Consider the following 18,996-nt stretch of genomic DNA (forward strand, 5'->3'; position numbering starts at 1 on the left):
TGCTCCCGTGACGAGGCCGGCTGCCTGGGCCGGGCGCGCGACGGGGGCCGCGCGCCCGGGCACAGGTCAGAAGCCGTTGGCCGCGCCCCACTCCTTCGCGGCGTCGCTGGCGTAGAAGTCGCCGACCGCCTCGAGTTCGCCCTGAGCACCGATCGTGTTCATCCGCGACGAGTAGCTCACGATCGAGTCGCCGTCACCGAGGTCCACCTCGGGCGTGATGCCCTGGTAGTCGACCTTCAGGTCCTCGAGTGCCGCGATGACACCCTCGCGAGTCAGGTCCTTGTTCTCGCAGGCCTGCTTCAGGGCGGCGACCGTGGCCTCACCGAAGAGCCAGCCACCGACCTGGAAGTTGCTCGGCTTGGCGTCGGGGGCGTACGTGGCCAGCGCGTCCTTCAGGGCGGCGATGCCCGGGACGTCGTCGGCCAGGGTGCCGTAGCCGCCGGAGACGTAGAAGTTGTTGAGCAGGCCCTTCAGCGGCTCCGCCAGACCCGCGAACCAGGATCCGGAGGAGGCGATCCACTGCGGCGAGTAGCCGAGCTGGGCGGACGTGCCGACGACGCCAGCGGTCTCGGCGGGGGCGGTGCCGAGCATCACGACGTCGGCTCCGGCCGCCTTGAGCTCCGAGACCTGGGCAGTGAAGTCCTGGTCGCCGAAGGCGTAGGTCGGCTTCGCCACGAGCTCGACGCCGGGCGTCGCCTCGGCAGCGGCAACGACCGCGTCCTGGTAAGGCTGGCCGACCTCGTCGCCCTCGGTGATGACGCCGAGCTTGAGGGGCTTCTCCTCGGTCGCGCCGGCCTGCTCTGCGGCCCAGACCACTCCGTTGGCGAGCTCGACCTCGAACGTCGGGAGCGGAACGTAGATGTTCTTCTCCTCCAGCGTCGCGGTGTTCATCGAGATGGCCAGGGCGGGCATGTTGTCCCGCTCCACGTTGGGCTTGATCGCGTTGATGCTGACCGAGCCGAGGACCTCGCCGATCATCAGCATGTCCTTGGCGTTGGCGCGGTAGGCCTGCGTCGTCTGCTGAGCGTCGTACTTGGTGTCCGCCTTGACGGGCACGATCTTGCGACCGCACACACCGCCCGCGGCGTTGACCTCGTCGAACTTCACCTCCATGCCGAGCGAGCCGGACGTCGCCGCCTCCGCGATCGGACCGGAGTAGTCGGTCAGGAGGCCGACGTTGATCTCCTTGTCGGTGACGCCGGGGCCCATCTTGACGCCGTCCGTGCCGTCCGAGCTGCTCTCTGCCGCACCGCCGCACGCGGAGAGCGTGAGGAGTGCACCGACCGCGAGGGTCGGGACCAACTTCCGAATCATCTGCTTGGTGTCCCTTCGGTTGTGACGTGACTCACTGGGCGGCCGTGGATGAATTGAACATGCGCTAAGTAGCAGAGTCAAGCCCTCCTTAGCGCCCGCTAAGTGCCGAAATCAGTTCGTTACCAAGTGCAAGACACCATTGGTTCCCGGTGTGCAGAAGTTCTTTCTGCCGAACAGGGTGGCCGTGGGACGGCAGGCGAGGGACGCGGCCGGACGCCGCAGGTCGTCCGGGAGGGGGGTGCAGCCAGCTCGTCAGAAGCGGGTGACGTCGATCCCGCCCGCCGCGAAGCGGCTGCGCATCGTGCGCTTGTCGAACTTGCCGACACTGGTCAGCGGCAGCTCGTCGAGGATCGCCCAGCGCTCCGGCACCCACCACTTCGGCAGCGTGTCCAGCAGCCGTCCGCGCAGCTCCTCGGCGGTCGTCGTCGCCCCCGGGCGGAGCACGACCAGGGCGCACGGGCGCTCATCCCAGCGGTCATCAGGCACGCCGATGACCGCCGCCTGCGCGACGTCGGGGTGCCGGGCGATCTCGAGCTCGAGCTGCACCGAGGAGATCCACTCGCCGCCAGACTTGATGACGTCCTTGGCACGGTCGGTGAGGTTGACGTAGCCGAGCTCGTCGAGGGTGCCGACGTCGCCGGTGCGCAGCCAACCGTCGCGGAACTTGTCCGGGGCGCCGGCGCGGAAGTAGGAGTCCGCGATCCACGGTCCGCGGAGCTCGAGCTCGCCGACGGTCTCGCCGTCGGCGGGCAGCTCCTCCCCCGTGTCGGGCTCCATCAGCCGGATCTCGACGCCCGCGACCACGCGGCCCTGCATGCCGGCCCGGTGTGACGTGGCGTCGGCGCGGTTGACGGTGACGAGGGGCGACGTCTCCGTCATGCCCCAGCCCTGCAGCGCGTCCACGCCGTACCGCGCGAGGCCGGCGCGCAGCGTCTCCGGGATCGGCGCGCCGCCGAGCACCACGCGGTTGAGCGAGTCGAGCCCGCGGCCCGGGTCCGCGTCGGCGTACGCGACGATCTCGTTCCACACGGTCGGGACGCCGTTGGAGTACGTCGGCCGGTAGCGCTGCACCGAGTCCACGACCGTGGCCGGGTCCACCCAGCGGTTGCTGAGGAGCAGGTCCGCCCCGGCCCAGAAGTTCGCGAACGGGTAACCCCACGCGTTCGCGTGGAACATCGGGACGAGGACATAGCAGCAGTCCTCGGAGCCGATCGCGATCGCGTTGGCCGTGCACGCCGAGAGCGCGTGGATCCAGATCGAGCGGTGGCTGTAGGCGACGCCCTTGGGGTCTCCGGTGGTGCCCGTCGTGTAGCAGAGCGTCGCGGCCGCGCGCTCGTCGAGCGTGGGCCACGCGAAGTCGGTGGCCCGGCCGGTCACGAGGTCGTCGTACCGGATGACGGTGCCCGGCCAGGCGCTGGCGTCACCCTCGCCGACGACGACGACCGCGCGCACCGTCGGCAGCCGGTCGGCCACCTCGAGCAGCTGCGGCAGGAACGAGCCGTCGATGAGCAGCACGTCGTCGGCCGCGTGGTTGACGGTGAAGGAGATCTGGTCGGGCGAGAGCCGCGGGTTGATCGTGTGCAGGAGCCCGCCGAGCGCAGGGACGGCGAAGTAGGCGTCGAGGTGCTCCTGGGTGTTCCAGAGCCACGACCCCACCACCGAGCCCGGGCCGACGCCGAGCTCCGCGAGCCCGTGGGCGAGCGCCGCCGCCCGGCCGGCGACGTCGCCGTAGAGCACCGGCTTCTCGACACCGACCGTGGTGACCGAGCGTCCCGCGTGCCATCGCGCGCCGTGGCGCAGGATGTTGGTGACGGTCAGCTCACCGTCCCCGATGTTGCCCGGGATGCTCGTGGTCATGCTCAGTCCTTTCGAGGCGTCGCCCCCAGCAGGGCGAGGCTGAGTCCGACGTAGCGGGTCGCGACGTCGGCGGGGGTCAGGGGTCCGGAGTCGACATACCAGCGCGGGATCGCCTGGAGCATGCCGAGCAGGGCGCGGGTCGCCTCGGCGGTGTCGTCGACGTGGAAGACGCCCGCCTCGACACCGCGGTCGATGACGGAGCGGGTGAGGAGCTCGTTGGCCTTGCGTACCTCGGCGTACGGCATGCGTGCGTCGGCGCTGAGGTAGCGGTACTCCGAGTCGAGCGCGGCCAGCCGCGCACGCACGGTGAGGTGCAGCGTGACCGACTCGACGAGGTTGGCCATCTGCTGCACCGGGTCGTCACCGGCATCGGCGATCGCGGCCTCACCGCGGACCTGGAGGTCGGCGATCGCGGCGCCGAGCACCGCGACGAGGATCGCCTCCTTGTTCTCGTGGTGGTAGTACAGGGCGGGCACCGTGACGCCGACGCGTGCGGCGATGTCGCGCACGGTCGTCCCGTGGAAGCCGTGCTCGTAGAAGGCCTCGCTCGAGTGGCGAAGGATGTCGGTCAGCTCGACCGGTTGGCAGTTTCGCCAGTCGATGGTCTCTGTCCCCGTCGTCGTCATGTGAGCGAGCGTACGCTAAGTGAGGCGGGCCAGCTCGTGACGCCAGGCCGTCTCGAGGTTGAGCGCGCCGCCCAGGTCGGGCAGCGCGGCGAGATCGTCGACGCTGATCGGCGCCAGCTCCCCACCGGCGGTCACGACGTCGAGGGAGAGGCGCGCCAGGGTCGCAACGGCCTGGGCGCGCAGCACCGCCTCGGCGACCGAGCAGCCGGTCGCGGTGAGCCCGTGACCGCGCATCACGACGACTGGCCGGTCGCCGAGCGCGTCGGCGACGGCGTCGCCGAGGTCGGCCGTCGAGACCAGGGCCGAGCGCGGGAAGACGGGCACGCCGCCGGCCGCGAGCACGGCCCCGGGGATGTCGTAGGCGCCGACGATCGGCAGGATCGGCAGCCCGGCCAGATCGGCGACGACCACGTCGCGCGGATGGGCGTGCACGACCACGTCGACGTCCGGCCGGCGGCGGAGCACGGCCGTGTGCAGCGGGAGCTCGAACGGCACGGCGTACCCGTCGAGCTCGCCGGGAGCACCGGCGGCGCCGTCGAGGTCGACGAGCCGGACGTCGTCGGCGGTGGTGTGGGCGAGCCCGCGCTCGCGGGAGCCGCGGCAGCGGACCAGCAGTCGGGTCCCGTCGACCCGCACGCTGATGTGGCCGAGGATCCCGGGCGCGAGGCCGCGGGCCGCGAGGACCCGGCAGCCGTCGGCGATCTCGCGACGGAGGTCGTCGACGCTCATGCCGCCCCTCCACGTGCGAGCGCGGCGCGCATCCGCACCGACTCCCGTGGCCAGTTGACGGTCACTCCTCCGGTGATCCGGCCCTCGGCGTCGTGCCACGTGGCCGCCAGTCGGAACGGCTCGGCCTCCTCGACGACCTCGGGAAGGCGGGCGACGTCGCGGTCGCCGACGAGCTGGATCTTCCAGTCGTACTGGTCGCTCCAGACGTACGCCGGCGGCGCGGGCGCGGCCGGCTCGTCCGGGTGCGCGATCGACCGGGCGACGCAGACGGCCTGGTCGACCGCGCTCGTCCAGTGCTCGACCCGGACGCCGGCCCAGCGAGCGGCGTCGCCGACGGCGTGGATGCCGGGCGCCCGCAGCGCCGCGCCGCGCTCGTCGCAGACGACGCCGTCGTCGACGAGCAGCCCGGACCCGGCGAGCCAGCCGACGTTGACCTCCGAGCCGATGCCGACGACGACGGCGTCCGCCGCGACGACGTCGCCGTCGGAGAGCAACACGCGGTAGCCGTCGCCGACCCTGACCAACGACGTCACCGTGCTGCCGAACCGGGTGTCGACGCCATGGCGCCGGTGCAGGGCCGCGAAGCGGCCGCCGAGCTCCGTGCCGACGACCCGGCCCATCGGCACCGGCTCCGGATCGACGAGCGTGACACCGACGCCGTGCCTGCGGGCGAGCGAGGCGACCTCCGCGCCGATGAATCCGGCCCCGATCACCAGCACCTGCTGGGATCTGGCGATCGCTTCCCGCAGCGCACGGGAGTCCGCGAGGGTGCGCAGCACGAGCACGCCCTCCACGTCGTACGGCGCCCGGCGCGGTGTGAGCCCGGTGGCGACGACGAGGTGGTCGAAGCTCAGCACGTTCCCGTCGTCGAGGGTGAGCCGGCGCCGGTCGGCGTCGAGCGCGACGGCCCGGCGCCGCAACACCAGCTCGATGCCGAGCGCCTCGGCCTCCTCGAGCGTGATCAGTGGGACGCAGGCGTCGGCATCGACACTGCCCTTGGAGAGCGGCGGCTTGTCGTAGGGCACCTCTGCCTCGGCCTCGACGACCCGCACCGGACCGTCGTACCCCTGCTCGCGCAGGGCGCGCGCGGTGCGGATGCCGGCGACCGAGCCGCCGACGACCACCACGCCGTCGGCGCCGCTCATGCGTCCTCGAGCCAGAGCGCCGAGACCGGGCAGCTGCGGGCGGCCGTCTCGACGCGGGTCCGCTCGGCCTCGTCGATCGTCGCCTGCAGCAGCACGACCACGCCGTCGTCGTCGATGTCGTAGACGTCGTCGGCGGCGACGACGCAGTTGGCGTAGCCCTGGCAGGCGGCCAGGTCGGCCTTGAGCACCGGCATGTTCTCCCTCGATCCCTCAGACCTTGATCCCCATGCCGCCGTCCGAGTGGATCGTGCGGCCGGAGATGCCCCGCGCCCGGTCGGACGCGAGGAAGACGTAGCTCCAGGCGTGGTCGGCCCCGGAGAGCGCCACGCCGAGCGGGTTGCGGGCGGCGAGCTCGGCCGCGCGGTCGGGCCCGTCGAGCCGCCGCTCGTCGAGCCCCAGGGTGCCCAGGCCGCGCAGGTCGGTGCCCAGCGTCCCGCCGGGCGCGACGCCGTTGACCCGCACGTGCGGCGCGAGCTCGTGGCCGAGCGTCGTGACCAGCCCGCGGACCGCGAACTTGGAGGCGACGTAGAGCGTGCCGCCGCGGCCGGGGTAGTACGCCGAGGTCGACTCGGTGAGCACGATGCTGCCGCGCGCGGCCCGCAGCGCCGGCGTCGCGGCCTTCACCGCGTGCAGGTGCGACTTCACGTTGGTCGCGAACATCTCCTCGAACGCCGCATCCAGGTCGTCGGGCTCGATCTCGGCGAGGGGCCGGTAGAAGTCGAAGATCCCGACGCAGCTGACCAGCACGTCGAGCCCGCCGTACGCCGCGACCGCGGCCGCGACCGCGCGCTCGTTGGCCTCGCGCGTAGTGGCGTCGCCCTCGACCACGACGACGTCATCGCGCTGGGCGGCCAGCGCCTGGCACTTCGCCGGGTCGAGCTCGAGGACCGCCACCCGGGCGCCCTCCTCGAGGAACGCGTCGACGACGCCGCGCCCGATGCCGGACCCGGCGCCCACGACCAGGGCGCGCTTGCCCTCGAGCCAGCCGGTCACGCCGGCCCCTCCGGGAAGAGCGGCGCGAACGGGTTGCCGACCATCGCCGAGAACGTCGCGACGTTCTGCCACGTCAGCGCCTCGAGCTCGAGCGGGTCGAGCGTGATCCACTGACCGCTCTTGGGTGACTCCACCAGCAGGCGTACGCCGTTGCGCGTCTGCACCTTGGCCACCCGGACCTCGGCGAACTCGTTGCCGACGACGAGCGGCTCGCCCTCGGCCTGGGCACGGAGCGTCTCGAGCTCGGAACCGGCGCGGGCCGCGGCCGCGGCGTCCTCGGCCTCGCCCTCCCACGAGAGCTTCACAGGAAGATTGCCAGGTTCTGGGTGCGGAGCACCGACTCGTCCACAGCGATGTGCCGGCGCGCGAGCAGCCAGGAGTCACCGGTGCGGCGCAGCAGGTCGGTGCGGCCGGCCGAGACCAGAGACGGCCCGCGGACGTCGCCGCGGCTGCGGAAGAGCAGCACCGCCGACTCGACGACCAGCTCGTCGTCCTCGTCCGTCGCGAAGGTGCGCACGTTGGAGAGGTGGTGGCGGATCCGCGACGGCGGGTCCTCGGTCCATGCGTGCTCGGTCTGGAAGCGCGCGACCCGGCGGCTCAGCGAGTACTTGTCCTCGTCGAAGTGCGCCATCCGCTTCGCGGTGTCGTAGCCCGTGCCGAGCGCCGTGGTGACCCGGATCGGCATGTAGTAGTGGATGTCCTCGGCCAGCAGGTCGAGCCAGGCGTCGTAGTCCTGGTGGTCGAGGACGTAGGCCTCCTCCACCAGCCAGCGGTGCGCGAGCAGGTGCCGGGCGTCGTCGAAGGCGAGCGACGGGCCGACCGCCTCGGTGGTCGCGGCGTCCTGCCCGAGCGGGGAGTCGGCCGAGCGGATCGGGAGGTACGCCGTCACGAGCACGCCTCCGCCCCGGACATGCCGACCACGGTCGGCGCGGTCTTCGGCGGGTCCTGCTCGAGGTGGTCGGCCCACTCGTTGAGCAGGGCACGCTGGTTGTACTCGCCGTACCCGACCCGGGCGACGCCGGGCCCTGCGAACTGCTCGGGCGTCAGGGGCTCGACGACCGGGGTGTCGTCCTGCAAGAGGCCCATCCGGCCGTTGAGCAGCAGGTTGCGCGCCATCGTGCCGGCAGCGGTGTTGGTGAGCGACACCCAGTTCTCGACATCGTCCTGCTCGAACATGCCGCTGCTGCCGAAGCACATGAGGTAAGCCTTGTAGGAGAGCTTCTTGAACTCCTCCGGCGCCTCCTTGTCGACCACGAACCACGAGAGCACCTCGGTCTCGTCGGCGCTGATCGGCTGCCACTGGCGCAGGGAGATGAACGGCAGCACCTCATCGGTGTCGGCGACCTTCGGCCAGTTGTGCACGAGGCTCAGGTTCGGGAAGACCGAAGCCGCGGAGATCATAAAGCCGTCGCGGCCGATGACGTCGAGCTGCTCCTGGGACCACTGCCCCTTCATCCGCTCGATCATCTCGTCGGGATAGCCCACGTAGCGCAGCCGCTCGTCGAGGTCGCCGGGCGGGAGCTTGTACGTCGTTCCGCCACCGCGACCGGCCCAGTAGGTGCAGCCGTCCTTGCGCTTCTCGGCCTTCGGCTCTCGGAAGAGGCCGATCTCCACGACGCTCGTGTGGGTCTGGGGCGTGTGGTACATGTCGCCGGCGAAGTTCTCGGCGCCGATCTTCCAGTTCGCGTGCACGCGCCAGCGCTGCGGGCCGAGCACCTCGACGCCGCTCGGGCTCTGCTTCGTGTAGTAGTCGAGGTAGAACGCGAAGTCGCCGAGGAACTCCAGCAGCGGCGGGGCGTCGGGGTCCATCGAGACGAAGATCAGACCGTTGTGGCTGGCCAGGCTCGGCGCGGGCACCAGCCGCTGGCCCTTGCGGGCGAAGCCCGCCTCCCCGCCGTAGGCCTCCTGGTGGAAGGGAAGGCCGACGATGCGGCCGTCGTTGCGGTAGGACCAGCCGTGGTAGGGGCAGCGGAAGTGCGAGGCGTTGCCCTGCTCGGCGCGGCAGACCTGCATGCCACGGTGCAGGCACATGTTGAACATCGCGTGGATCTCGCCGGCCTGGTCGCGGCTGACGATGAACGAGTTGTCCATCACTCGGCGGACGACGTAGTCGCCGACGTGCGGGATCTCGGACTCGTGGGCGACGAAGGTCCACGAGCGTGAGAACAGCCGTTCCTTCTCCGCCTCGAACACCTCGGCGTCGTTGTAGATGTGCGCCGGGAGCATGCCCCGGCGGACGTTGGCGAGGACGTCGGCTGCGTCGCGCATGGAACCTCTTCCCATTGATTCTGTCGTGCAGAACGATATTCTGCTTGACAGAAGACAAGCCGTCAATGCCCGCAGACCCCTGTGCCTGCGGGCGTCGACGGCGGGTCAGGCGGGGCGTCAATGCCCGCAGGCGCTTGTGCCTGCGGGCGTCGACGGCGGGTCAGGCGGGGCGCGGGATCGCGTCGAGCAGCACCCGCGTGTACGCGTGCTGCGGGGCGCTGAGCAGCTGGGCGGTCGAGCCGCGCTCGACCACCTCGCCGGACCTCATCACCAGCGCCTCGTCGCAGACGTAGCGGACGACGGCGAGGTCATGGCTGATGAAGAGCAGACCGACGCCGGTCAGCTCGCGGATGTCGGTGAGCAGGTTGAGCACCTGCGCCTGCACGGAGACGTCGAGCGCCGAGACGGCCTCGTCGAGCACCAGCACGGCCGGCCCGACGGCGAGCGCTCGGGCGATCGCGACGCGCTGCCGCTGCCCGCCGGAGAGGCGCCGCGGCAGGGTGCCGGCCTCGCGCTCACCGAGGCCGACCTGGCCGAGCAGGTCGAGCACCCGCCGCCGTCGGTCGGCGCCGGCCAGCTTCGTGTGGAGCTTGACGACCTGCTCGACCGCGGCGCCGACGGCGACGCGCGGGTCGAGGGAGAGGTAGGGGTCCTGGAAGACGATCTGGATGGCGCGGGCCCGCTCGAGGCGCTCGGAGCGGCCGCGGGGGCGCGAGGACAGCTCCTGGCCGCGGAAGACGATCCTGCCGCTGTCCGGCCGTTCCAGGCCGACGACCATCCGGGCGGTGGTGGTCTTGCCCGAGCCGGACTCTCCGACGATGCCGAGCGAGCCGCCCTCCTCCAGCCGGAAGCTCACCGCGGACGCTGCAGCCACCTCGTGGCCGTGGGCGCGGTAGGTCTTGCACAGGTCCTCGACCTCGAGCAGGGCGGTCACCCGGCCACCTCCGTCGTCTGGTTGAGCAGGCACCGGTCGGCGCGGTCGCCGTGCTCGACGAGCTCTGGACGCTGCGTGGTGCACAGCCCCTCCATGACGCGGTCGCAGCGCTCGGCGAAGGTGCACCCGAGCGGGTCGGCCAGCAGGCTCAGTGGCGTCCCCGCGATCGGGCGCAGCCGCTCCTGCACGACCTCGAGGCTCGGCGTGGAGGCGAGCAGGCCGGCCGTGTAGGGATGCTGCGGGGAGGCGAAGAGCTCCTTCGCGGACGCGTGCTCGACGACCTGGCCTGCGTACATGACGTGCACGCGGTCGCAGACGGAGGCCGCTAGGTCGAGGTCGTGGGTGATGAAGAGCATCCCCATGCCCTCGTCCTGCTGGAGCCTGGCGAGGATCGAGACGATCTCCTTCTGCGTCGTCACGTCGAGCGCCGTCGTGGGCTCGTCGCACAGCAGCAGCTTGGGCGACCCCATCAGCGCGCCCGCGATCATCACGCGCTGGAGCATGCCGCCGGACAGCTCGTGCGGGAACTGCTTCAGGTGCCGCTCCGGGTGCGGCAGGCCGACCGCCTCCAGCAGGTCGAGCGCACGCTTCCGGGCCGCCCGCACGTCCTCGCCGCGCTTGGCGAACCGGGCCGCCTCGGTGAGGTGGTCGCCGATCCGGCGCATCGGGTTGATGCCCGCCCGCGGGTCCTGGAAGACCATCGCGGCGGACTCCGAGCGGAGCCGCCGGAGCCGGTCGGCCGGCGCCGACAGCACGTCGGTGCCGTCCACGAGGACGCGGCCCTCGACCTGCGCACCGCGCGGAACGAGGCCGAGTGCGGTGCGGGCCGTCACGGACTTGCCGGAGCCGGACTCACCGACCAGGCCGACGACCTCACCCGCCGCGACCTCGAGGTCGACGCCGGCCAGGATCGGGCGGTTCGCGATGCCGGGGAGCCGTAGCCAGACGTCGGACATCTGGAGCAGTGGGGTGCTCATGCGTCCCTCCGGGCGATGCGGTCGCCGAGCTCCTCGCCCAGCACGTTGAACGCGATCACGGTGACGATGACCGCGACCGAGGGCACCACCGCAGTGAGCGGCTCGCCGAGCAGCACGGCCCCCCTGCTGTCGTTGATCATCGAGCCCCAGTCGGACGTCGGCGGCTGGACGCCGAGGCCGAGGAACGACATGGCCGCGAGGTCGAGCAGCGCGTAGCCGAACATCACCGTGGCCTGCGCCAGGATCAGCGGCGAGATGTTCGGCAGCACGCGACGCACGGCGACGTCGGTCGGGCTGAAGCCCTGCACGGTGTACGCAGCGACGTAGGGCCGCGAGCGGGACGCGATCACCAGGCCGCGCACCTGGCGGGCGATGAACGGCGTGTACGCGATCGACATCGCGACGATCGGCGCCACCAGGCCCTTGCCGAAGAGCGTGACGGCGAGGATGGCCAGCAGAAGAGCGGGAAACGCGAACATGATGTCGAGGACCCGGCTGATCACCGAGTCGAGCCGGCCGCCCCGCCAGCCGGCCACCAGGCCGACGAGGACGCCGAGCACGGTCGAGGCGGCGACGACTGCGAGCGGACCGACCAGGCTCGTGCGGGCGCCGTACACCAGACGGGAGAAGGTGTCCCGGCCGACCTGGTCGGTGCCGAGCAAGTGGTCGCCGCTCGGGCCGGCGAGGACGTTGCGGAGGTCTGTCGCCTCGGGGTCGTACGGCGCGATCAGCGGCGCGAAGACGGCCGCCAGCGCGAAGAGGACGAGCACGCCCGCCGACAGCCAGATGATCCAGTCGCCGCCGAAGGCACGCACCTTGGCGAAGCGCGCCCGCCCGACGACGGCGGTCGGTGCGAGAGCGGTCATCGGCCTGCCTCCCCGGCCAAGGTGCGCGGATCGATCAGCGGCTGCAGGAGGTCGACGAGGAGGTTCACCAGCACGAAGGCCCCCACCACGATGAGCGTGATCGCCTGGACCACGGGGAAGTCGGACTTGTCGACGGACTGGATCAGCAGCGAGCCGAGGCCGCTCAGCCCGAACGCGGACTCGACGATCGCGCTGCTGACCAGCAGCCCGGCGACGAGGATGCCGGAGACGGTCAGGATCGGGCCGAGCGCGTTGCGCAGCACGTGCCGCCGCACGACTGTGCTCCGCGGCACGCCTCGGCTGGTGGCGACCTCGACGTGCTCGCGGCCGAGCTCCTCCAGCATCGCCGAGCGCGTGACCCGGGAGACGAGTGCGACGAACGTCAGCGACAGCGCGACCGCCGGCAGGGTCAGGTGGTAGATGCGGTCCAGGAGGCCCTCTCCCCCGCCGAAGGTCGGGAACCAGCCGAGCCGCACGGCGAAGACCGAGATCAGCAGGATGGCGGCGACGAAGGAGGGCACGGCAGCGAGGAACGTCGTCATCACCAGCACCAAGCGATCGGCCGCGCGGCCGGCGTTGAGCGAGCCGACGATGCCCGCCGTCAGGCCGACCACCGTGATCAGGACCGCGGCCATCACCATCAGCGTCAGCGTCGTGCCGAGGCGGGCGCCGATGAGGGTCGTGACGTCGTCGCGGAACTGGAAGGACGTGCCGAAGTCGCCGTGCAGGACTCCGGACAGCCAGTGCAGGTACTGCACGAGGAAGGGATCGTCGAGGCCGTACTGCTCGCGCAGCGAGGCCATCGCCTCCGGCGACAGGGTGCGTCCCTGGGTCAGGAAGTCGGCCGGGTCGCCGGGCGCGGCGTAGAGCGACGCGAAGATGAGGAACGACGCCGCGAGCAGCGTGATCGCGACGCCGAGGACGCGGCGTCCGACGTACTTGAGGATGGTCACAGCGGGGGCCACCAGTCCTCTCCGGAGGCCAGGTCCAGCGTCCGCTCGAGCGCGGCGCCGAGGTGGAACACCGTGGCGTCGTCGTAGCTGCGACCGACCAGCTGCACGCCCGTGGGTACGCCGCAGGGCGCGAGGCCGGAGGGCACCGAGAGCACCGGGACGCGACCGATCACGTTGAAGGGCAAGGTCAGAATGACGTCAGGCCAGGCGTACGTCGCGTCTCCCACCGGGATCGGGGTCTCGCGGCCCGCCGCATCGGCCGGGATGGACGGTGCGCCGATCGTCGGGCACAGCAGGGCGTCGTACCGGGCGAGGACCTCACCGAGGGGCCGGTAGAGCTCGGTCTCGGCGACCAGGCCCTCGACGTACGACCCGGCGTCGCGGCCGGCCGCGGCGAACTCCAGGGTGTACGGCATCACCCGGTCGGCGTGCGGGCCGACGACCTCGTCGATGAACGGCCCCATCACTGCGCCGAAGTGCGCCCACGCGGTCGCCACGAGGTCCTCGCGCCGCCATGGCAGCGTGACCTCGTCGACCACGACGCCGGCCTGGCGCAGCGCGTCGGCGGCGGCGCGGGTGTTGGCCTCGACGGCCGGGTCGACCGGGTAGTCGCCGAGGTTGACGCAGAGCGCGACCTTCATGCCGGCGACGTCGCCGAGCTCGTCAGGCAGCACGTACGCCGGTCGCAGGGAGGCCTGGTCGCCCGGGTGCGGGCCGGCGAGCACGTTCTGGAGCAGTGCCACGTCGGCGACGGTACGACCCATCGGGCCGTCCGCGCAGTAGGTGTCCTGGTTGAAGGGCGCGAGGCCCGGGACCCGGCCGAACGGCGGCTTGAAGCCGACCACGCCGCAGAAGGACGCGGGGATCCGGATGGATCCGCCGATGTCGGAGCCGGTGGCGAGCGTCGTCATGCCAGCGGCCAGGACGGCGCCGGCACCACCGGACGACCCGCCCGGCGTCGCCTCGAGGTTCCAGGGGTTGCGGGTGATGCCCCACAGCCGGCTGTGCGTGAACGGCGCGCACGAGAACTCCGGCGTCGTCGACCGGCCGTGCACGACCGCGCCGGCGGCGTACACGCGCTCGACGACGGGGTGGGTGACGTCGGCGACCGTGCCCTGCTCGACCAGCGACCCCTCCTCGAGGCTGTGGCCCGCGATCGGCTGCTCCTCCTTGAGCACCAACGGGAGGCCCTCGAGCGGCCGGGGCGCGAGACCGGCGCCGGAGAACCGGCGCTCGGCCTCGCGCGCGGACACGTACGCCTCGTCGATCAGCTGCTCGGTGAGGGCGTTCACGTCCGCATCGACCTTCTCGATCCGCGCCACGACGGCATCGAGGAGCTCGACCGGCGAGAGGTCGCGCGCCGCGAACAGCGTGCGAGCCTCGGTCGCCGACAGGTGGTGCAGGTCGGTCACAGCGTCGGCCACCAGTCATCCGCGGTCGTGACGCCGAGCGACTTCTCCAGGGCGGCACCGAGGTGGAAGACCGTCGCGTCGTCGAACGTGCGACCGACGATCTGCACGCCGCTCGGCACGCCGGCAGGTCCGATGCCGGACGGGACGTTGAGCACCGGGCAGCGACCGTTGATGTTGAACGGCATCGTCAGCATGACGTCGTACATGCCGAAGTCCTCGCCGTTGACCGGGATCGGCGTGTCGATGGACGGCGTGTCCGCCGCGATCATCGCCGCACCGACGGTCGGCGCCAGGAGTGCGTCGTACTCCTGGAGGATCGCCGACAGCGGGAGGTAGAACTCCACCTCGCCGTAGAGTCCGGTGGTGTAGTCCCGCGGCACCTTGGCGTTCTCGATGAACTCCCGCGTGTAGGGATTGAGCACCGCGAGCGCCTCGGGCGGCAGCGTGTTCACGAACGAGCCCATGGCCAGGCTCATGTGCGCCCACGCGACCTCGAGGACCTGCGCCCGCGACCACGGCAGCTCGACCTCGTCGACGGTCACGCCGACCGCACGGAGGGCGTCCGCGGCGGCCCGGGTGTTGGCAGCGATGACGTCGTCGACCGGGTAGTCACCCAGGTTGAGACACAGCGCGACCTTCATCCCGGACACGTCACCGAGCTGGTCCGGCAGCCGGTACGCCGGCCGCAGGGACGCTGGGTCCATGAAGTGCGGACCCGCCAGAACGTCCTGGAGCAGCGCCACGTCGGCGACGCTGCGACCCAGGGGGCCGTCCGAGCAGTAGGCGTCGTAGTTGAAGGGCGGCAGCCCTGGGACGCGACCTGCCGGCGGCTTGAACCCGACGACACCACACTGCGCGGCCGGGATCCGGATCGAGCCTCCGATGTCCGAGCCCGTCGCCAGCGTGGTCAGGCCCGCTCCAAGCGCGGCACCCGCGCCGCCCGAGGAGCCACCGGACGTCGCGTCGAGGTTGAACGGGCTTCGTGTGACGCCCCACATCTCGCTGTGGGTGACCGTCATGATCGAGAACTCCGGCGTCGTCGTCCGACCGTGGACGACGGCACCGGCGGCCTGGACCCGCTCCACGACCGGGTGCGTGTACGGCGAGACCTGTCCCTTCATGAGGAAGGACCCGTTCTCGAGCGTCCTGCCCGCGATCGCCTGCTCCTCCTTCAGGAGGAGCGGGATGCCCTCGAGCGCCCGCGGCGCGGGGCCGGAGCCGGCGTACCGGATCTCGGCCTCGCGGGCGGCGTCGTACGCCTCGTCGAGCATCTGCTCGGTGAGTGCGTTGACGGCGCCGCCGACCTTCTCGGTCCGGGCGACGACGGCGTCGAGGAGCTCGACGGGTGACAGCTCGCGCGTGACGAAGAGGTCCTTCGCCGCGGTCGCGGTCAGGTGGTGCAGCTCCATCACTTGGCCCCGATCGTGGCGGCCCACGGGTAGTAGAGGTAGTTGATCGACGGGGAGACACCGGAGATCTTGTCGCCCATCCACACGCTGGCCGGCGAGCTGTAGATCGGGATCCACGGCAGCTCGTCCATGGTGATCTCGTCCATCGTGCGCAGCGAGTCGAGGCGGCTCGGGTCGTCGAGCGGCGTGGCGATCACCTTCGCGGCCGCGGCGTCGAATTCGGGGTTCGACCAGCCGCCGTAGTTGGCGAAGATGCCGGTGCGCAGCGCGCCGAAGTAGTCCATCGGGTCGGCCAGCGAGTTGTACCAGTAGGTCATGAAGAGGTCGTACTTCGCGCGCGCCTTCGGGTCGCCGAAGAGCAGGCCGTACTTGTCCGGCGAGACGGTCTCGATCTTGGGGTCGAGACCGATCGTCTTCGCAGCGTCGGCGACGGCGGTCGCGATGATGTCGGCCGCCTGGAACGCGGGCGTCGTCGCGATCGTGATCTGCTGGCCGTCGACCCCGGCCTCGGCGGCGAGCTTCTTGGCGGCCACCGGGTCGTAGTCGTACGTCGGCAGGTCGGCCTGGTTGGCCGTCACCTCGTCCGCGGACAGTCCACCCCAGGTCGACGCAGTGATCTGAGAGGTGGCGACCTCGCCGATCCCTTGCTCGGCAGCCTGGACGACGCCCTCGCGGTCGATCGCCATCAGCAGCGCCTGGCGCACCTTCGGGTCACCGAGCGGGCCGTCGAGCTTGTTGACGATCTCCGCGGCGGTAGCGGTGTTGAGTCCGTAGTAGAGCTTGCCCGGGCCGCCGTTCTCCAGCTGGGTGTACGCGTTCGCCGGCACCTGCCAGCCGCCGTCGACCTCGCCGGAGGTCCAGGCGTTGACGCGCGTGCTCGGGTCGGACAGGAAGACGAACTTCACCTCGTCGGCCTTGGCCTGGAGCTCGGGGTCCCAGTAGTCGGCGTACTTCTTCAGGGTGATGTTGTCGCCCGGGGTCCAGGACTCGAACGCGTAGGGACCGGTGCAGTTGACGCCGTTCGACGCGTTGCCGTAGTCGGCGCCCATCGTGGCGAGGGTCTTGGCGGACTCGACGGTGCCCGGCGTGATCGCCATGTACTGGTTGAACATCGAGTCCGGCTGCTTGAGCTTGACCGTGACCTGGTTGTCGCCGGTCTTCTCGATCGACTTCACGTTGGCGAAGATCTGCGTCCAGTAGGACCCGAACGCCGGGTTCAGGTGGAAGCTGAGCGACGCGACCACGTCGTCTGCGGTCAGTGGCGTGCCGTCGTGGAACGTCACGCCGGAGCGGATGGTGTAGACCCAGGTGGTCGGGTCCGGGTTCTCGTACTTCTCGGCGAGACCCGGCGACAGCGACAGGTCCGGGTTGAGCCGGAGCAGGCTCTCGCACATGTTCGACAGCACCGTGTTCGGCGGGTAGTCGTAGGCGTAGGGGAACGCGAGCGTGAACGGCTCGGCGTAGAGCGACCACGTGAACGAGTCGATGTCGCCGGACGGCGCCGGCGTCGTCGCCGTGAGCTCGTAGGCGGCCTCCGGCGTGCTGGACGAGTTGTCGCCGTCGTTGTCGCCCTCGGCGGTGCCGGAGCAGGCGGCGGCGGTCAGCGCGAGGGCGAGGACGCCCGCAGCGGTTGCTGCGGCGCGGCGGCGCCGAGCACGAGGTGCACTCATTTGTTCCTCCGGTGGTGGGTGTCGCTGTGCCAGAAAGGACTGGATCTACTGGTGGTGGTTCCGAGCGGTGTCGGCGCTGTAGACGAGCTCGCCTCCGACGTAGGTACGCGCGACGCTCGCCGAGGCGATCTCCTCGGCAGGCGCGGCGAAGGGGTCCCGGTCCAGCACGACCAGGTCGGCGTGGAACCCGGGGGCCAGGTGGCCGGTGACGTCCTCCTGGTGGTTCACGTAGGCCGAGCCGGCGGTGTACGCCGTCAGCGCCTGCGCGAGCGTGAGGGCGTTCTCGGGGAAGAACGCCGGGGCGGTGCTGCCGGGGAAGGAACGGTTGACCGCGACGTGGATGCCGTCGAGCGGGTCGGCGCTGCTCACCGACCAGTCACTCCCGGCCACCAGGTGCGCGCCCGCGTCCGCGAGCGCCTTGAAGGGGTACTGCCATGCGGCGCGGCGGTCGCCGAGGAACGGGATCGTCAGCTCGTCCATCTGCGGCTCGTGGCAGGCCCACAGGGGCTGCATGTTCGCCGCGGCGCCGAGCTCGGCGAACCGGGCGACGTCGTCGGGGTGCACGACCTGGAGGTGGGCCAGGTGGTGCCGGTTCTCGGACGGGCCGTTGGCCGCGCGGGCCGACGCCACGGCGTCCAGCGCCTCGCGGACCGCGCGGTCGCCGAGGGCGTGGAAGTGCACCGAGAAGCCCTCGGCGTCGAGGCGCGCGACGTACGTCCCGAGCGCCTCGGGGTCGACGAACGAGAGCCCGGCGTTGTCGGTCGCGCAGCCGCAGCCGTCGAGGTAGGGCTCGGTCATCGCGGCCGTGAAGTTCTCGGCGACGCCGTCCTGCATGATCTTGACGACGATCGGACGGAACCGGCCGGCCTTTCCAGAGGCACGGCGAGCCACGTGCTCGTCGACCTGCTCGATGCCGGTCTCGCGGTCCCACCACAGGGCGCCGACGACGCGCGCCTTGAGGTCTCCGGCCTCGGCCGCCTCGCGGTAGGCGTCGAGCAGGTCGGGGAAGCCGAAGACCTCGCCGACCGCGGCGTCCTGCCAGGCGGTGATGCCGAGTGAGAAGAGGTAGGCCTGCGCGGCGAGCAGACCCTGGTAGGCCTCGGCCGGGGTGGCGGGCGGTGTGTGAGGGATGACGAGCGACATCGCGCCCTCGTGCAGCGCGCCGCTCGGGTGGCCGTCGGCCTCGCGCTCGATGCGCCCGTCGACCGGATCGACGGTCTCGGCGTCGATGCCTGCAGCACGGAGCGCGGCCGAGTTGGCCCAGGCGCCGTGGCCGTCGCGGTTGGTGAGGTAGACCGGGCGGTCCGGCACGACCGCGTCGAGGGCCTGCCGGGTCGGGGTGCCGCCGGGGAAGAACTCCATCGACCAGCCGGCGCCGAGGATCCACGGCGCCTCCGGGTGGCTGGCGGCGTAGGCCGCGATCCGGTCCAGGCACTCCTGCGCGGACTCGGAGCCGTGGAGGTCGCAGCGGATCATGTTGATGCCCGCGAGCACCGGGTGGACGTGCGCGTCCTGGAAGCCGGGGAGGAGCAGCCCACCCGCGACGTCGACGACCTCGGCATCCGCGCCGACGGCGGCGCGGACCTCGCTCTCGCTGCCGACTGCCAGGATCCGACCGTCGCGGACCGCGAGCGCGCCGGGGACGGAGGTGTCCTGCCCGGCGGTGTAGAGCCGGGCGTTCAGGAACAGAGTGTCGACGCTCACAGGGTGGGATGCCTCTCACGACGGATTGCGCCGGAGCGTAGGCACTGAACAGCCGCTAAGTCAACGGTGTTGACATATTTGTTGACTACGTCGTTGACTTGCGCCTCCCCGGGTACGACGATCCGTCTGACAGGATCGG

18 protein-coding genes are annotated in these 18,996 nt (G+C 71.3%); all 18 read right to left on the bottom strand.

What is annotated here, in order from left to right; translation table 11 throughout:
- Positions 1-66 precede the first annotated feature (66 nt).
- The 18 genes from HZF07_RS08775 to HZF07_RS08860 all read right to left on the bottom strand — a co-directional run bounded on the left by HZF07_RS08775 (position 67) and on the right by HZF07_RS08860 (position 18,857).
- Positions 67-1,314, bottom strand: a complete 1,248-nt coding sequence (locus HZF07_RS08775; protein WP_157340984.1) for an ABC transporter substrate-binding protein — start codon at positions 1,312-1,314, stop codon at positions 67-69.
- 252 nt (positions 1,315-1,566) lie between these two features.
- The gene (locus tag HZF07_RS08780; RefSeq protein WP_157340986.1) at positions 1,567-3,171 is read right to left on the bottom strand and encodes a long-chain fatty acid--CoA ligase; all 1,605 of its coding nucleotides are present in this window, start codon (positions 3,169-3,171) and stop codon (positions 1,567-1,569) included.
- A gap of 2 nt (positions 3,172-3,173) precedes the next feature.
- Positions 3,174-3,797, bottom strand: a complete 624-nt coding sequence (locus tag HZF07_RS08785; RefSeq protein WP_157340988.1) for a TetR/AcrR family transcriptional regulator — start codon at positions 3,795-3,797, stop codon at positions 3,174-3,176.
- Positions 3,798-3,812: 15 nt separating this feature from the next.
- The gene (locus HZF07_RS08790; protein WP_157340990.1) at positions 3,813-4,526 is read right to left on the bottom strand and encodes a class II aldolase/adducin family protein; all 714 of its coding nucleotides are present in this window, start codon (positions 4,524-4,526) and stop codon (positions 3,813-3,815) included.
- Complete coding sequence (locus HZF07_RS08795; RefSeq protein ID WP_157340992.1) at positions 4,523-5,671, bottom strand: NAD(P)/FAD-dependent oxidoreductase; 1,149 nt, start codon at positions 5,669-5,671, stop codon at positions 4,523-4,525. Before HZF07_RS08795 ends, HZF07_RS08790 begins: the two co-directional genes overlap by 4 nt.
- Positions 5,668-5,865, bottom strand: coding sequence for a ferredoxin (locus HZF07_RS08800; protein ID WP_157340994.1), 198 nt, complete (start codon positions 5,863-5,865; stop codon positions 5,668-5,670). Before HZF07_RS08800 ends, HZF07_RS08795 begins: the two co-directional genes overlap by 4 nt.
- A 16-nt stretch (positions 5,866-5,881) precedes the next feature.
- Positions 5,882-6,664, bottom strand: a complete 783-nt coding sequence (gene hcaB / locus HZF07_RS08805; RefSeq protein ID WP_181644955.1) for a 3-(cis-5,6-dihydroxycyclohexa-1,3-dien-1-yl)propanoate dehydrogenase — start codon at positions 6,662-6,664, stop codon at positions 5,882-5,884.
- Entirely contained in the window at positions 6,661-6,969 is a 309-nt protein-coding gene (locus HZF07_RS24365; RefSeq protein WP_181644956.1) for a hypothetical protein, read from the bottom strand. The genes hcaB and HZF07_RS24365 overlap by 4 nt, the downstream gene beginning before the upstream one ends.
- Entirely contained in the window at positions 6,966-7,553 is a 588-nt protein-coding gene (locus HZF07_RS08815) for a 3-phenylpropionate/cinnamic acid dioxygenase subunit beta (protein ID WP_181644957.1), read from the bottom strand. The genes HZF07_RS24365 and HZF07_RS08815 overlap by 4 nt, the downstream gene beginning before the upstream one ends.
- Positions 7,550-8,932: an aromatic ring-hydroxylating dioxygenase subunit alpha gene (locus tag HZF07_RS08820; protein ID WP_157340996.1), complete on the bottom strand. Its 1,383-nt coding sequence runs from the start codon at positions 8,930-8,932 to the stop codon at positions 7,550-7,552. The genes HZF07_RS08815 and HZF07_RS08820 overlap by 4 nt, the downstream gene beginning before the upstream one ends.
- Before the next feature lie 160 nt (positions 8,933-9,092).
- Complete coding sequence (locus HZF07_RS08825) at positions 9,093-9,866, bottom strand: ABC transporter ATP-binding protein (protein WP_181644958.1); 774 nt, start codon at positions 9,864-9,866, stop codon at positions 9,093-9,095.
- Positions 9,863-10,843: an ABC transporter ATP-binding protein gene (locus HZF07_RS08830; protein ID WP_157340998.1), complete on the bottom strand. Its 981-nt coding sequence runs from the start codon at positions 10,841-10,843 to the stop codon at positions 9,863-9,865. Before HZF07_RS08830 ends, HZF07_RS08825 begins: the two co-directional genes overlap by 4 nt.
- Positions 10,840-11,709, bottom strand: a complete 870-nt coding sequence (locus HZF07_RS08835) for an ABC transporter permease (RefSeq protein WP_157341000.1) — start codon at positions 11,707-11,709, stop codon at positions 10,840-10,842. The genes HZF07_RS08830 and HZF07_RS08835 overlap by 4 nt, the downstream gene beginning before the upstream one ends.
- On the bottom strand, positions 11,706-12,662 hold the full coding sequence (locus HZF07_RS08840; RefSeq protein ID WP_198346368.1) for an ABC transporter permease: 957 nt from the start codon (positions 12,660-12,662) through the stop codon (positions 11,706-11,708). The genes HZF07_RS08835 and HZF07_RS08840 overlap by 4 nt, the downstream gene beginning before the upstream one ends.
- Entirely contained in the window at positions 12,659-14,086 is a 1,428-nt protein-coding gene (locus HZF07_RS08845; RefSeq protein ID WP_198346369.1) for an amidase, read from the bottom strand. The genes HZF07_RS08840 and HZF07_RS08845 overlap by 4 nt, the downstream gene beginning before the upstream one ends.
- Positions 14,071-15,483, bottom strand: a complete 1,413-nt coding sequence (locus HZF07_RS08850) for an amidase (RefSeq protein ID WP_157341002.1) — start codon at positions 15,481-15,483, stop codon at positions 14,071-14,073. The genes HZF07_RS08845 and HZF07_RS08850 overlap by 16 nt, the downstream gene beginning before the upstream one ends.
- A complete protein-coding gene (locus HZF07_RS08855) occupies positions 15,483-17,153 on the bottom strand; it encodes an ABC transporter substrate-binding protein (protein WP_157341004.1) in 1,671 nt (556 codons plus the stop codon). Before HZF07_RS08855 ends, HZF07_RS08850 begins: the two co-directional genes overlap by 1 nt.
- 45 nt (positions 17,154-17,198) lie before the next feature.
- The gene (locus tag HZF07_RS08860) at positions 17,199-18,857 is read right to left on the bottom strand and encodes an amidohydrolase (protein WP_309504667.1); all 1,659 of its coding nucleotides are present in this window, start codon (positions 18,855-18,857) and stop codon (positions 17,199-17,201) included.
- Positions 18,858-18,996 lie beyond the last annotated feature (139 nt).

The organism is Nocardioides agri, from assembly GCF_013778305.1.
Classification (GTDB): Bacteria; Actinomycetota; Actinomycetes; order Propionibacteriales; family Nocardioidaceae; genus Nocardioides; species Nocardioides agri.

Excerpts from the sequence above, each read along its gene's own strand:
- HZF07_RS08775 (WP_157340984.1), bottom strand. The coding sequence starts at position 1,314 with ATGATTCGGAAGTTGGTCCCGACCCTCGCGGTCGGTGCACTCCTCACG.
- HZF07_RS08780 (WP_157340986.1), bottom strand. The coding sequence starts at position 3,171 with ATGACCACGAGCATCCCGGGCAACATCGGGGACGGTGAGCTGACCGTC.
- HZF07_RS08785 (WP_157340988.1), bottom strand. The coding sequence starts at position 3,797 with ATGACGACGACGGGGACAGAGACCATCGACTGGCGAAACTGCCAACCG.
- HZF07_RS08790 (WP_157340990.1), bottom strand. The coding sequence starts at position 4,526 with ATGAGCGTCGACGACCTCCGTCGCGAGATCGCCGACGGCTGCCGGGTC.
- HZF07_RS08795 (WP_157340992.1), bottom strand. The coding sequence starts at position 5,671 with ATGAGCGGCGCCGACGGCGTGGTGGTCGTCGGCGGCTCGGTCGCCGGC.
- HZF07_RS08800 (WP_157340994.1), bottom strand. The coding sequence starts at position 5,865 with ATGCCGGTGCTCAAGGCCGACCTGGCCGCCTGCCAGGGCTACGCCAAC.
- HZF07_RS08820 (WP_157340996.1), bottom strand. The coding sequence starts at position 8,932 with ATGCGCGACGCAGCCGACGTCCTCGCCAACGTCCGCCGGGGCATGCTC.
- HZF07_RS08830 (WP_157340998.1), bottom strand. The coding sequence starts at position 10,843 with ATGAGCACCCCACTGCTCCAGATGTCCGACGTCTGGCTACGGCTCCCC.
- HZF07_RS08835 (WP_157341000.1), bottom strand. The coding sequence starts at position 11,709 with ATGACCGCTCTCGCACCGACCGCCGTCGTCGGGCGGGCGCGCTTCGCC.
- HZF07_RS08850 (WP_157341002.1), bottom strand. The coding sequence starts at position 15,483 with ATGGAGCTGCACCACCTGACCGCGACCGCGGCGAAGGACCTCTTCGTC.
- HZF07_RS08855 (WP_157341004.1), bottom strand. The coding sequence starts at position 17,153 with ATGAGTGCACCTCGTGCTCGGCGCCGCCGCGCCGCAGCAACCGCTGCG.